General features: G+C 47.4%; 1 protein-coding gene. It reads right to left on the bottom strand.

Annotated features, from left to right (window positions below; genetic code table 11):
- On the bottom strand, window positions 1-16,055 hold a 16,055-nt coding region (locus Q0954_RS23045), incomplete at its 3' end, for a PKD domain-containing protein (protein WP_299460892.1).
- Window positions 16,056-16,729 lie beyond the last annotated feature (674 nt).

Below are 16,729 nucleotides of genomic sequence, written 5' to 3'. Positions count from 1 at the left end.
TTGGCTGTTGTTACATTACACAAGGTTTGGTCGCCTCCCGTTACTGATGCCACAGTAGGGTTAGGACTTACCGTAATAGTAATTTGATCTTCCGAATCGGTACAGGTACCATTACTAATCACCCACTTCACCACAGTTGGGGTAGTACTGTTCAAGCCATTCACCGTGGTAGAAGCCGCATTTACATTCGCAATCGTACCTGGACCAGATACTTTCACCCAAGCTCCGGTACCTACTGTGGGCGTGTTTCCACTAATATTAGCCGTGGTCACATTACAAAGCGTTTGGTTGCCTCCGGCATTGGCCACCGTAGGCGTAGCATTTACATTGATGCTGATCTGGCTCTCAGAATCGGTACAACTTCCATTACTAATCACCCATTTCACTACAGTTGGAGTAGTACTAGTCAATCCAGTGACCGTGGTAGTAGCTGCATTCACGTTGGTAATCGTTCCCGGACCGGATACTTTCACCCAAATTCCGGTACCCACTGTCGGGGTATTTCCAGTAATGTTGGTCGTGGTTACATTACATAAGTCTTGATTGCCACCAGTGACCGCGGCGGTCGTTGGCAAGGCATCTACAATAATGTCTACCGTACTGCTGGAATTGGTACAAACCCCATTACTGATCACCCACTGATAACGGGTAGTCGAACCAGCCGTTAGACCAGAGATCTGAGCAGTTGGGTTGTTTACCTCGGCCGCTGCTATGGTACCAGGACCAGATACTTTCACCCAAGCTCCGGTGCCTACCGCAGGCGTATTCGCCGCCATTGTTGCCGTGGTTACATTACACAAGGTTTGGTTCGTGCCTGCATTAGACACCGTAGGCGCTGCATCTACTGTAATACTGATTTGGTTTTCTGAAGCAGTACAACTTCCGTTGCTAATTGTCCATTTTACAAACGTAGGAGTAGTTGTAGTCAAACCTGTCACCGTTGTTGTAGTACTGTTTACATTGGTAATCGTTCCAGGACCCGATACTTTCACCCAAGCTCCGGTACCCACCGTAGGCGTGTTTCCGGTAATGGTCGTGCTTGTTACATTACAAAGCGTTTGGTCACCACCTGTTACTGCCGCCGTAGTAGGTGCAGGGCTTACCGTAATGGTCACCTCGTCTTGTGAACTACAACTTCCGTTGGTAATCACCCAGCGTGCTACCGTAGGCGTAGTAGTACTCAAACCAGTAATAGGCGCATTCGGGTTATTCAAGTCTGCTCCCGCAATGGTGCCAGGACCCGATACAATTTGCCAGGCTCCGGTACCCACTGTGGGGTTATTTGCAGCAAGTGTAGCTGTAGTCACATTACACAAGTTCTGATCGGCACCTGCTGCTGCAATCGTGGCAGCCTCATTGATCGTAATCGTGATTTGGTCTTCCGAGTCGGTACAGGTGCCATTGCTGATCACCCATTTTACCACAGTTGGCGTAGTACTGTTCAAACCAGTTACACTGGTACTTGCCAGGTTTACATTCGCAATCGTGCCAGGACCTGATACTTTCACCCATTGGCCAGTACCGACTGTAGGGTTATTACCAGTAATGTTAGTCGTGGTTACATTACACAACGTTTGGTCGCCACCAGTGACCGATGCCACCGTAGGCGTAGCATTTACATTGATGCTGATCTGGCTCTCAGAATCGGTACAACTTCCGTTGCTGATTACCCATTTCACTACAGTTGGAGTAGTGCTAGTCAAACCAGTCACCGTAGTAGAAGCTGCATTCACGTTGGTAATTGTTCCAGGACCCGATACTTTCACCCAAATTCCGGTACCCACTGTCGGGGTATTTCCAGTAATGTTGGTCGTGGTTACATTACATAAGTCTTGATTGCCACCAGTGACCGCGGCGGTCGTTGGCAAAGCATCTACCGATACAGTAGCATCATCGCTTGAAGTACAACCTGTACCCGTAGATATTACCCAGCGTACCACAGTAGGCGTGGTTGTACTCAAATTACTCAAAGTAGCCGTAGAACTATTGACCTGGGCAGGAAGTATGGTTCCAGGGCCTGATACAATTTGCCAGGTTCCGGTACCCACTGTGGGGTTATTCGCGGCAAGTGTAGTGCTCGTCACATTACATAAGGTTTGATCCACTCCGGCATTAGATACCGTAGGCGCTGCATTCACTGTAATGCTAATTTGATTTTCTGAATTACAGGTTCCACTCGTAATCACCCATTTCACAAAAGTAGGCGTGGCACTCGTCAAACCTGTCACCGTTGTTGTGGTGCTGTTTACATTGGTAATCGTTCCAGGACCAGATACTTTCACCCAAGCTCCGATACCCACCGTAGGCGTGTTGCCAGTGATGGTCGTGCTGGTTACGTTACAAAGGGTTTGGTCGCCACCTGTTACTGCCGCCGTAGTAGGTGCAGGGCTTACCGTAATGGTCACCTCGTCTTGTGAACTACAACTTCCATTCGTGATTACCCAACGGACTACCGTAGGTGTAGTAGTACTCAAACCAGTAATAGGCGCATTCGGATTGTTCAAGTCTGCTCCCGCAATGGTGCCAGGACCCGATACAATTTGCCAGGCTCCGGTACCCACCGTGGGGTTATTTGCAGCAAGTGTAGCTGTGGTTACATTACATAAGTTCTGATCGGCACCTGCCGCCGCAATCGTGGCCGCTTCATTCACTGTAATGGTGATTTGGTCTTCCGAATCGGTACAAGTACCATTACTAATTACCCATTTTACCACAGTTGGCGTAGTTGTGTTCAAGCCAGTTACACTGGTATTCGCCAGGTTTACATTCGCAATCGTACCAGGACCTGATACTTTCACCCAAGCTCCGGTACCTACCGTGGGTGGGTTTCCACTAATATTAGCCGTGGTCACATTACACAATGTTTGGTTGCCTCCAGCATTGGCCACCGTAGGCGTAGCATTTACATTGATGCTGATCTGACTCTCAGAATCGGTACAACTACCGTTGCTAATCACCCATTTCACTACAGTAGGGGTAGTACTAGTCAATCCAGTGACTGTGGTAGTAGCCACGTTTACATTAGTAATCGTGCCAGGACCAGATACCTTCACCCAAATTCCGGTACCCACTGTCGGGGCATTTCCAGTAATGTTGGTTGTGGTTACATTACACAAGTCTTGGTTGCCACCAGTGACCGCTGCTGTGGTCGGCAAAGCATCTACTGTAATTGTGATTTGGTCTTCTGAGTCGGTACAAGTACCGTTGCTGATCACCCACTTCACTACGGTTGGGGTAGTACTAATCAATCCAGTAACCGTGGTAGAAGCTGCATTTACGTTGGTAATCGTGCCAGGCCCCGATACTTTCACCCAAATTCCGGTACCCACTGTCGGGTTATTACCAGTAATGTTGGTCGTGGTTACATTACACAATGTTTGGTCTCCTCCGGTTACTGATGCCACCGTGGGCAATGCGTCTACACTCAGGCTAATCTGGTCTTCCGAATCGGTACAACTACCGTTGCTGATCACCCACTTCACTAATGTAGGAGTAGTACTGTTCAAGCCAGTCACCGTGGTAGACGCGGCATTCACATTGGTAATCGTACCTGGACCCGATACTTTCACCCAAACCCCAGTGCCTACTGTAGGTGCGTTTCCAGTAATACTCGCCGTGGTTACATTACACAAGGTTTGGTTGCCACCAGCATTGGCTACCGTAGGCAGTGCCTCTATAGTCAAGGTAATTTGGTCTTCCGAGTCGGTACAAGTACCATTACTAATCACCCACTTCACCACAGTTGGGGTAGTACTGTTCAAGCCAGTCACCGTGGTAGAAGCCGCATTTACATTCGCAATCGTACCTGGACCCGATACTTTCACCCAAGCTCCGGTACCTACTGTGGGCGTGTTTCCACTAATATTAGCCGTGGTCACATTACAAAGCGTTTGGTTGCCTCCAGCATTGGCCACCGTAGGCGTAGCATTTACATTGATGCTGATTTGGCTCTCAGAATCAGTACAACTACCGTTGCTGATTACCCATTTTACTACGGTTGGAGTAGTGCTAGTCAAACCAGTGACCGTAGTAGTAGCCGCATTTACGTTGGTAATCGTGCCAGGACCTGATACCTTCACCCAAATTCCGGTACCCACTGTCGGGGTATTTCCAGTAATGTTGGTCGTGGTTACATTACATAAGTCTTGGTTGCCACCAGTGACCGTAGCGGTCGTTGGCAAAGCATCTACCGATACAGTAGCATCATCACTTGAAGTACAACCTGTACCCGTAGATATTACCCAGCGTACCACAGTAGGCGTGGTTGTACTCAAATTACTCAAAGTAGCCGTAGAACTATTGACCTGGGCAGGAAGTATGGTTCCAGGGCCTGATACAATTTGCCAGGTTCCGGTACCCACTGTGGGGTTATTCGCAGCAAGCGTAGTGCTTGTCACATTACATAAGGTTTGATCAGCTCCGGCATTAGATGCCGTAGGCGCGGCATTCACTGTAATGCTGATTTGATTTTCTGAAGCAGGGCAACCTCCGTTGCTAATTACCCACTTCACAAAAGTTGGGGTAGTGCTGTTCAAGCCAGTCACCGTTGTTGTAGTACTGTTTACATTGGTAATCGTACCTGGACCCGATACTTTCACCCAAGCTCCGGTACCCACCGTAGGCGTGTTGCCAGTGATGGTCGTGCTTGTTACATTACAAAGCGTTTGGTCGCCACCTGTTACCGCAGCCGTGGTGGGCGCAGGGCTTACTGTAATGGTCACCTCATCTTGTGAACTACAACTTCCGTTGCTAATCACCCAACGGGCTACCGTAGGCGTAGTAGTACTCAAACCAGTAATAGGCGCATTCGGATTGTTCAAGTCTGCTCCCGCAATGGTGCCAGGACCCGATACAATTTGCCAGGCTCCGGTACCCACCGTGGGGTTATTTGCAGCAAGTGTAGCTGTGGTTACATTACATAAGTTCTGATCGGCACCTGCCGCCGCAACAGTAGGAGTTGCTTCTAATGTAAGGGTTGCCTGAGCATTGGTATTACAAGCTCCATTGGTAATAGTCCAACGTACCACGGTGGGGGTAGCCGTAGTAAGCCCTGTAACAGTGGTAGTGGCACTGTTGATATCTGTAATATTTCCAGGCCCTGACACTTTCACCCAAGCCCCAGTACCTACGGTAGGCGTGTTTCCGATAATATTTGCGGTAGTAGTGGCACATAAGGTTTGATCGCCATTGGTAGTGGCTACAGTAGCGGCCGCATCTACTGCAATCGTTACCTGAGCGTCAGAGTTACAGGTACCATTGGTGATTTGCCATCTTAATACCGTGGGTGTAGTACTATTTAAATTACTGACTGTAGTAGTAGCATTACCAGGTGATACAATCGTTCCAGGGCCAGATATTTTTGTCCAGGTACCTGTGCCTACTGTGGGGGTGTTTCCAGTAACAGTCGTTGTCGTAACATCACACAAGTTTTGATCTCCTGCCGGAATGCTTGCTGTAGTAGGTGCTGCGTTTACTGTAATATTGATTTGATCTTGCGAAGTACACCCTCCATTGGTGACCACCCAACGTACTACAGTAGGTGTAGTACTGTTTAGGCTGGTCACACTGGTACTTACTGCATTGACATTGGTAATATTACCTGGTCCTGATACCAGCTGCCATTGTCCGGTGCCTACTGTAGGCGAATTGGCAGTAATGGTAGTAGTGGTTACGTTACATAAAGTTTGGTCGCCACCAGCAATGGCCGCAGTCGTGGGCAAAGCGTCTACGCTAATATCTACAAAAGATTCTGAAGAGCCACAAGCTCCACTGCTAATCACCCATCTGAAACGTGTAGTAGTACCAGGAGTCAAACCAGTAACCGCAGCACTAGGGTTGTTTATTTCAGCTGCCCCAATAACACCTGGACCAGATATTTTTGTCCAGGTACCCGTACCTATTACAGGCGTATTGGCCGCCATTGCGGTGGTAGTTACATTACACAGGCTTTGATCAGCTCCAGCTACCGAGGTAGTAGGTGGACCATTTACTGTAATCGTGATTTGATCTTCAGAAGGTGGGCAACCTCCATTACTAATCACCCATTTAAGTACAGTAGGGGTAGTGGTATTTAAGTTATTCACCACTGCATTAGGGCTGGATAATTGTGCCGCTGCAATGGTACCCGGACCCGATACAATTTGCCATTGCCCGGTGCCCACTGTAGGCGTATTGGCATTCATTGTTGCCGAGGTTACATTACATAAGTTTTGGTCACCATTGGCATTGGCAGTGGTAGGGATAGCTTCTACAGTAATATCTACAGTTTGAGATATAGGAGGGCAACCAGTTTTGGTCACTGTCCAACGGAAACGGTTTACTACGCCAGCTGTCATGCCCGAAACGCCTGACTTAGGATCAGTAGCATCTAAAAAGGTTCCTGTGCCTGCTTCTACGCTCCACACCCCAGTTTCGCCTGTGCCCAAGTTACTTGCATCAAGCACAGCAGTAGTAGCACAGAGGGTTTGAGGCGAACCTGCATTCACCGTAGGTGGTGGTATTACCGTAACATTCACAGTTTCCGATACTGGCGGGCATCCCGTTTTAGAAACCGTCCAACGGAAAGTATTGGTGGCTCCTGAGGTCAAACCCGAAATCCCTGATTTAGGGTCAGTATCGTCTACAAATACCGCTGTTCCAGATTCTATAGTCCATTGTCCCGTTTCACCTGCGCCCAAATTGCTGGCATCCAGGAAAGTAGTAGTAGCACATACTGTTTGGTTGGTTCCTGCATTGACTGTAGGTGGAGGTATAACGGTAATATCTACGGTGCCCGATGCTGTACAACCTGAGGCAGCCGCATTGGTGGCAGTCCAACGAAAACGGTTCAACCCAGCACTCAGTCCGCTTACCTGCGACTTAGGGTCGGTTAAGTCAAGAAAAGTACCCGTACCTGACTCTACCGTCCATTGTCCGGTTTCGCCTGTAGCAAGATTGCTGGCGTCCAGTGTAACAGTGGTTGCACAAACCGTTTGAGGAGAACCTGCATTCACTGTTGGTTGGGCTACGCTGGTAATATCTACAGTTTGTGATACTGGTGAGCAACCTGCTTTGGTTACCGTCCATCGGAAACGGTTCAATGCTCCAGAGGTAAGCCCCGAAACCCCGGTTTTAGGATCGGTACCATCTAAAAACACCCCTGAGCCAGCCTCTACTGTCCACTGTCCGGTTTCACCCGCTTGCAAATCTGAACCATTCAATACTGAAACTGTTCCACAAACCGTGTTGGGAGTCCCAGCACTTACCACAGGAGCCGCAGTTACCGTAACATTTACTTCGTCTTGGTTAGAAGGGCAAGAGCCATTGGTAATTGTCCAGCGGAAAACCGTGGTTTGTCCTACTACCAAACCATTGACAACGGTAGTAGAACTGTTGGGGTTGGCAATAGACCCTGGCCCCGATACTATCTGCCACTGTCCGGTACCTACGGTTGGGTTGTTACCATTTAGGGTAGTAGAAGTATTGGCACAAAGCGTTTGATCGCCTCCGGCATTGGCTACTGTAGTATTGTTGGCTACCTCTATGTCTACCGTAGAAATAGACGTGGCACAAGAGTTTATCACCCTCCACTCAAAGGTATTAATTCCAGCTCCCAAACTAGTCACCGTAGTATTGGGGTCTAAGTTATTAGTAATCGTACCTGTACCTGCACTCACAAACCATTGCCCGGTACCACTGGTAGGAGTATTGGCAGCAAGCGTAACACTGGTACCAGAACAAACCACTTGGTTAGGTCCTGCATCCGATAAAGTCACACTACCTTCACGGGTAATGGTTACTTGATCGCTAGACGGGGTAGCACAAGTACCATTGGTGATATTCCATTGAAATACATTATTGCCCACAGGCAAATTAATTACGGCTGAATTGGGGTTATTAGGATTCACAATGGTTCCGCCACCACTTACCAGTGTCCACGTACCTGTGCCCGAAGTAGGTGTATTGCCATTTAACACTCCCGAAGTACCACAAAGCGTTTGATCGGTGCCCGCACTAGCAGTAGTTGGGTCGGTATCGCGGGTAATGGTTACCTGATCGGCAGAAGTACCACAAGCATTGGTTACTGTCCAGGTGAGCACTGTAGCACCCAAGGGAATATTGTTGATTGCTGTGGTGCGGTCGTTTACATCGGCAAAGGTAAGTCCGGCACCTCCCGAAGAGATAGACCAAACCCCTGTACCACTGGTAGGCGCCACTGCATTTAGGTTGGTAGTGGCGGCACACAATGTTTGATCAGTTCCAGCATCAGATGCACTCGGTACTGGATCACGGGTAATGGTTACATCGTCAAACACCGAACCGCAAGTATTATTTGTGACTGTCCAACGCAATACATATACCCCAGTCACCAAACCACTCACTGTAGCAGATGGGTCAGCAGTACTGCTAAACGTAGGCACGCTTGGTCCGCTTACTACGCTCCAGGTGCCTACCGCAACTACTGGAGACTTGGTGGCATTTAATATCGCATTGTCAGGGCAAACTGTTTGGTCAATACCAGCGTTTGCCACAGGTACTTCTTCACGCGTAATAATTACTTCGTCAGTAGAGGTGCCACAAGCATTGGTCACTGTCCAACGCAAAGTAGTTGCCCCTAAAGGCAGGCTTGTAATAGTAGAGGTACGGCTTGCCGTATTGGTAATGGTTGCTCCTGCTCCTCCGGCTACCACAGTCCATACGCCAGTTCCATTGGTTGGATTAGCAGCGTTCAAGGTTGTATTATCCGCACAAAGCGTTTGATCAGCCCCAGCATTAGAAGTACTTGGCGCGGGGTCGCGGGTCACCGTCACATCAGACGAAACGGGTGCACACACGCCATTGGTTACTGTCCAACGGAAGGTATAAGTACCTTCAGCTAATCCACTTACATTGGTAGTAGCACTGGTAGCATCGGCAAAGGTAGGGTTGGGTGCTGCGCCCGGTTTGGCAATAACTGTCCATAGCCCCGTAGCCGAAGCAGGAGTTAAAGTAGCGTTAAATGTAAAGTTGTCTACGCAAATGTTGCCTCCCAAGCCAGCATTGGCAGTAGGTATCTCATCGCGTGTAATGACCACATCATCAGTAGAATTCCCACAAACATTTGATACCGTCCAACGCAAGGTGGTTGTTCCTATGGGTAGATTTGTAATAGTAGAAGTACGATCAGCCGTATTGGTAATAGTAGCACCTGCCCCACCCGATACAATACTCCATACCCCTGTACCACTGGTGGGTACTGTAGCATTTAGTGTAGCATTAGTAGCGCATACATTGATGTCGGTTCCCGCATTTGAAACGCTTGGAGAAGCATCTCTTGTAATGACTACATCATCGGTAACATCTGGGCAATTACCATTGACTACCGTCCAACGGAAAGTATAGCTTCCATTTTGCAAACCACTTACGTTAGAAGTAGCACTGTTGGCATCGGCAAAGGTCGGATCTGGAGATGCCGCAGGTTTGCTAATGATTGTCCAAGTACCCACAGCCATTGCTGGCGTTTTAGTCGCATTTAAATCAAGGTTGTCTGGGCATATTGTCTGATCAAGTCCTGCGTTTGCCGTAGGTACCTCAAAACGAGTAATAATTATATCATCGGTAGCATTTCCACACGAGTTTGCTACTGTCCAACGCAAAGTGGTTGTTCCCACAGGTAAGTTTGTGACAGTAGATGTACGGTCAGCAGTATTAGTAATGGTAGCACCCGCCCCACCCGACTCGATAGTCCAAGTACCTGTTCCGGCAGTAGGAGCTGTAGCATTTAAAGTAGCTGTGGTCGCACATATATTAATATCGGTGCCAGCATTTGAGGTCACTGCGGCGGCATCCCTCGTAATTACTACATCATCAGTAGCGTCTGGGCAATTGCCATTTACCACTGTCCAGCGGAAAGTATAACTCCCATTTTGCAAGCCACTTACGTTGGTCGTAGCACTATTGGCGTCAGCAAAAGTAGGATCTGGTGAGGTAGCAGGTTTGCTAATAATTGTCCAGGTACCTACAGCTGCGACTGGTGTTTTAGTAGCATTTAAATTAATATTATCAGGGCAGATGGTTTGGTCAAGCCCGGCATTGGCAGTAGGTGCTTCAGAGCGGGTAATAGTTACTGTGGCCGTATTCGGAGGGCAAGAACCATTGGTTACTGTCCAGGTAAACTGATTGGCACCCACTTGCAGGTTCGACACTGTAGTATTAGGATTGGCAGGGTTGTCTACCACGGCAAGCCCAGCACTTGTCCACTGACCGGTACCTACGGCAGGCGTGGTGGCTGATAAAGTAGCAGTAGTGGCTCCACAAATATCTTGATTACCTCCAATCACTGCTGCCGAAGGCGTGGGGTCTACAGTGACCGTAAAGGTACCCGCCAATTGGGTTTCGCAAGACTTGCCCCCAATGGAAGTACTTGTAACCAATACATTGTAGGTAGCGGTAGTAGCTGGGGCAAAAGCAGCAAAACTCATCGCTGCACCCGTTCCTGTAAGGGTTGCCACCCCTGCCACTGGAGTAGTGCCTACACGTAGTTGGTATTGGTAGCCCGCATCTGTATCGTCTAAATTTACTGTCACATTGCTGCCCTGACACACGTTGGTAGCGCTTGGTGTGGCGTTGGTGACAGGGGTGGGTATTACCCTTAAGGTTACCTCATTAGATGTATTTTGACAAGAGGTAGTAGCATTGGTCACCACACAACGATATTTGGCATTGTTCAAAGCAATTGGTGCACCCGTAACCGTAAGCGAGGCAGTAGTGGCTCCACTATACACACCTCCATTGCTCACATTTACAAAAATGCCTGGATTGCTGCCATCGTCTATTTGCCATTGATAGTTAATGGCTCCGGCATTGACGGTAAAAGTAACATTTTGTCCCTGACAAATCACCTCGTTAGAAGGCTGCACCGTAAAAGTAGGAATACTGTTATTCTGGATAATCACCCGGTCGCTGGTAGTACCACAACCCGGTGCCCCGGCAATTTGCCATTCCAATTCATACGTACCCACTACCAAATTACTGACCGTTGTATTGAACACACTGGCATCGGCAAAAGTAGGTGTATTGGGACCTGACACCAACGACCAGGTTCCAGCAGATCCGGTTCCTACCGGTTGGTTTCCTCCCAAAGTAGCGTTGGTTGCATTACACAAAGTGATTTGGTCAAGCCCGGCATTGGCGCTTTGCGAGTTGGTAATGGTGACCTCATCAGTAGAGGGTGGACAAGGTGCATTACTTATCGTCCAGCGAAACACATATACTCCTGCCCCTAAACCATTGATAGCTGTAGTGGGGCTAGTGGCATTGGCTATGGTGGCTGGTGGGCCACTTACCTGGGTCCATTGTCCTGTACCAATGGTAGCTACATTACCCGCAAGGTTGGTAGTATTTACATCACAAAGATTTTGATCGGTGCCAGCATTGGAAGGCGTAGGTGCCTGGTTAATAATCAGGGTAACTATATTGGTAGTATCTCTACACTGGGTAGTATTTACCTGCTGAATCACACAACGGTAGCGGTACCCGTTCAAAGTAATGGCAGGGTTAGTCAATACCAGGTCGGTAGTAGCCGACGCACCACTTAAGGTACCGTTGGTTCCAGCATAAGTAGCGTTGTTGTTCAAATCAATGAACCCACCACCATCGTCTACCTGCCACTGATAGTTTACATCGGCCACTGCTAAAGTAGCTGCTGTGACAGTAGCACTAAATGTAACTGGGGTATCGCCCGAACAAATGGTAGCATCCGATGGCCCTGTACTAAACTGGGGTTTGGGTTGTACTGTAATGGCTTGGGTTACTGTAGACCCATTGGTACAGCCCACGGCATCGGTTACGGTCAGCTCTACATTAAAAACTCCCGCCGTAGGAAACTTAAAGCTTGGTTGTTCAATATTGGCAGTTCCTACCACAGTACCAGTAGCATCGTTGATAAAGCGCCAGGCATACTGCAATGGCAAAGGACCACCACCACTGGTACTGGTAGAGGTACTTGCGTCAAAATTTACTTGTTCTTCGGGGCAAATGTTGTTAGGACTAAAAGTAAAAGCGGCAGTGATATTGGGCTCTACTACAGTCACCGTTTTGGTAATTTCATTGGTACAACCAAAGCCCGTGGTCACTTTCAACCTAATATCAAAACTACCTGCACTTGGGAAAGTATAATTGACAGACGAACCGCTCAAGGTTGCCACTGGCGAAGCTCCTCCCCCTGTGCCATCAAAAATAGTCCACTCTCGGGTAGTAATATTTGCCTGTAGTGCCGGGTTGGGTATAGAAGCCGCATCAGGGGTACTGGAGTCATCAAAAGTAAACTGTACATTTCTACAAATGCTCCCGCTTGCCCCATTGTTCCAGGTAAAATTCGCCGTCGGGTTACCACTGGCTGTTACAGGTCCAATACGAGAAGGGTAAGCTACGGTACAGCCTGTGCCATCTACTAGTGTAAGGATAGGAGTAAAAACACCAGGACCATTATAAGTACCCACTTCGTTAATGATAGTACTTGAGTTGGTTCCACCGGGCACAGGCGTTACTGCCGTTGCCGTACCATTACCAAAGTCAAGTTGATAAGTAGACACATTGGTAAGACCAGTAATCTGGAAAGCAACCGTGCCTGTATAACAAACTTCGTCAGGGGTAAAAGTAAAAGTACCCTCTGGACCTTGTACCAATATGAAATTGGAAAGTGTTTTTACAATGGTACAGCCTGCTTCAGTTACTGCGGTTAGCTTTACAGTATAACTACCCGGAAACAAATAAGTATGGGTAGGTGGGTTTTGTACATTGGCCACATTGCCATCGCCAAAGTCCCATTGCCAGCTCGTGACCTTAGTCGTAGCAGCATTGGGCAATGGATCAGCAGTAAAGTTGATATTTCCAGGTGGACAAGTCACCACTTGGTCAGTAGTTAATCCATTCGCCCTGATCTCCACATCAGGAGAGATGGTTACAATATTTTTTGACACAGAAGCCGAACAACCATTCACATCCAACACGGTAACAGTAACCGTATACAAACCATCGGCAGTATAGGTATGCGAAGGAGTAGCCGAAGTACCCCCAAAAGTAGTACCCGCCCCACCATCGCCAAAGTCCCAGGTATAGCTTACAATATTACCAGTAGTACCCGAAGCATCAAATGCAATGGGTCCAGGGTCTGCCGTACAAAACGTATCGCGTGGAGTGACTATAGTAGGCACAGGTGGTTGTAATACTTCTATTTGCTTGGTAATGGTATGTTCACAAGGGCCTACTGTAGCGTCGTTGTCTACCACCCTCAAAGTAACCGTGTAGGTACCAGGGGAGCTAAACTGGTGAGTAGGGTTGGTAGCAGTAGTAAAAGTAGCTGTATTGTTTACCCCACTTGCCGGGTCGCCAAAGTTCCACTCCCACCTTACAATATTGTTGGTATTAGGTTGTACAGTAGAAGCATCGGTAAATGTAGCAGCTTGGTTTTGACAAACTGTAGCCGGGGTATTAAAGTCTGCCAATGGTCCTCTTACATTGATGTTTACTGGAGCACTGGTAGACGTACAACCATCTTGTTCGGTAATGGTCAATACCGCCGTATAAGGGGTAGCCCTGGGCACATAAGTATGGGTGACCGGGTTGCCATTGTTATTGGTAACTGAGGTACCATCGCCAAAGTCCCACTGCCACTGAACAATGGTACCGTTACCGGTAGTGGTAGAGGTATTGGTAAGGGTTACTGGGGTAGTACGACAAATATCGGTGGCTGATGCCGTAAAAGAGGCATTAGACGCGGTAATTCTTACCTGTATCTCCATGTAATCGGTACACACTGGCGCAGCATCATTGCTAGAAGTCAATCTTACGGTATAATCGCCAGGGGTAGCATACGTATGGGTGAGGGCTGCCTGTTTTGAGGTAAAGGACTGAGGAGGTGTGCCATCGCCAAAGTCCCAGGTATAAGTAGTGGTACCATTGAGGGCATCCAGACTGGTCATATTGTTGAACGTAATGGTAGAACCACTGGCACAACCAATATTATCAACAGTTACAAATTTAGAAACAGGCCCATCGATCTGAATATTCTTAGTAAAAGGAACTGCTACCTCACAACCATTAAAGTAGGCTTTTAAAGTAACCGTAAGGTTTCCGGTTTGGTCAAACAAGTGTGTAGTATTGAATGGTAGCGTGCCATCTTCTAAAGTGTTGCCATCACCAAAATCCCAGCTTATACTATCAGCGGTCACTGCGCCAAAAACTGGAGTAAGGGTAATACCCGTTCCTGTACCATCGCGGCGGCAACCTGTGCGACTAAAAGTAATGTCGTTGATTACCGGGGGTTCACCCACAAAAATAATATTGTTTTTAGTAATGTTTTTTCTACACCCGTTGGTAGTCACAATCTCCAGGTCTACACTATAGGTTCCTCCTGCAGTATAAGTATGGGTATAAGGAGAGGGAGTAGGCCCTGTCACTGTTTGGGTATTGCCATCGCCAAAGGTCCAGATATAACTGGCAATGGCTTCGTTGGCTACAATGTTGGTAGGAGTAAATGTCACCATCAAAGGCTGACACCCTTTGGCAGGATCGGGAGAAAAAGTAAAGTCAAGCGAGGGCTCAAGTACTGGAATATTAAAAGTTTCGGTTCGAGAACACAACTCAGGACCTGGCAAAGTCACAGTCAACGTAACAGTATAAGTGTTAAAATCGGTGTAAGTATGGTTTGCTATCCTGCTGGTAGAAGACCCTCCCCCCAATACATTGCCATCGCCAAAGTTCCACTGGTAAGTAATGCCTGGGGCATCGGCAATGTTGGGAGTAAAGGTAAAAGCTTTGGGTACTTCGCACAAGCCTACCGTAGGCGATACCTGAAAAGTAGCATCAGGCAAATCATTCACCGTTACTGGCTTGGTTACCGACTCAGTACACCCATCCGAAAAAGTAGTAGTCAAAGTTACATTGTAGGTACCGCTTGCTGCATAAGTATGGGTACCGTTTTGGGTGGTAGAGGTGTTGCCATCGCCAAAAGCCCAGGCATACCCCGTGGCTCCTGCCGAAGATGTTTCGGTAAAAGTAAGGCTTTCGTTTACACAAGGGGGTTTGGTAGGTATCGTAAAATCAGTGGTATGGTCGGTAATGACCACCGCATTGGGTATATCGGCTATGTCTGTACAACCATCGGCCGAAGTAACCTGCAGAGTAACCCTATAAGTACCAAAAGCATTGTAGGTAACCGCATTGCTTGGGTTTTGGTCGCTACTGGTGGCCAGCACTGTGGTGCCATCAGCGTCATAAAAAGTCCAGTTGTAGGTAGTAATATTGCCAGGAGGCGATGGTGTAGAAGGGATAGTAGAAGTACTTTGAAAACTCGCAATATAAGGCACGGCACAAGGCTGGGCACTGCTTAGGTTTAAGCCAGCAGTAGGGGTATGTCTTACCCTTACCAGGTTGGGCCTTGCCAGCGACCCCGAACACTGCACCAAGCCTCCGGCATTGGTCTTTACAGTCAGGGTTACCTGATAGTCGCCAGGGATGGTATAGGTATGATTTACTGGTGCAGCCGAATTGACTGTAATAGAATTTCCATCACCAAAATTCCAGGTCCATTCTTCAATGGCTCCTACCAAATTGCTCGAAACATCTGTTTGATCCTGAAAGGTAGCCGTATAAGGCACACAGCCAAAGGTAGTAGATGTAGTAAAACTTGGCGAGGGCTCGTCATATACTACAATTGTTTTGGTCACCTCACTCACCAAAGTATTGGTACAGTTGGTGCCATCGTGGTCAAAAATCCTTAGCCTGACATTGTAGGTACCCGAAGAAGTATACGAAGCTTCCGGGCTGGTTACCGGACGCCCTCCACTATTGGCGGTGGCTATTACCTTGGTGATACCATTGCTGTTGCCAAAGTCCCACTCATAGCACACATTGGCGGTGGTTTTACCAGTGCCTCCATAATTGGTAGCGTCATTGAAACGATAAGTTGCCACCTGGCATCCATTGGCAACAATTTGTGGTGCAAAGTCAGCAGTTTGGGCAGTTGCCAACTGAACCGCACCTAAAAAAACCAGGGTAAAAAATGTAAAAGAGGGTTTTGTAAAAAATCTTGTCATTTGTGCTTGCATTTAAGAAAAAACAGCCGTTCGTAATGTATAAAGCGAAGTAACAGGTATTGGTAAACCTACGATGAAAACTTACATGCAACTAAAGCTTATCGATGTATGCACCATTTTGCTCGATGGCAGTCGTATTCTAAAAGATATAGAATTAACAAACCTAATCTTCTGCTTTTTAACCAAAGTGCATTCAAACTTTGGAGTCGATTCCATAAATTATTTGTGTTACTAATATAAGACGTGGAGCAACAGCTCATAACAATATATAGGTGTTGTTGCCTATGCTTTCATTTACATCCATTGTTTTTTATATAAGTTATGTTCGTATTTAGTCTTTTCTTATAGGTTGAGTAGCTACTCAACAGCAGGCGAGCGCATAGCTCTGGTCTTGGTATTTACAATCATCAGGTCTTGCCTGAACTTTTAATTACATCTCTTTTCTATGATGGAGGATCGTTCGTTTTTGGTATTCAATTAATATGTTAGCTATTCACTTAGCAGTGAAGTATTTCAACACGGTAGAGGAATTATTTTGTTTCACTTGCCCTCAATTCTTTTGATTTTTCTCAATATATCCGTTTTTTTTTCCTCACCAAAGGAATTTTATTTTTTTTTAATTGATATTACCTACGTAATAAACAATGAAACAAGTTGCCTTAATTTGATATACT

Origin of the sequence: uncultured Microscilla sp., from assembly GCF_947493425.1 — a bacterium.
Taxonomy (GTDB): domain Bacteria; phylum Bacteroidota; class Bacteroidia; order Cytophagales; family Microscillaceae; genus Microscilla.
Note: the sequence above shows the minus strand (reverse complement) of the source record. Positions and strands in the feature narration are given on the sequence as shown.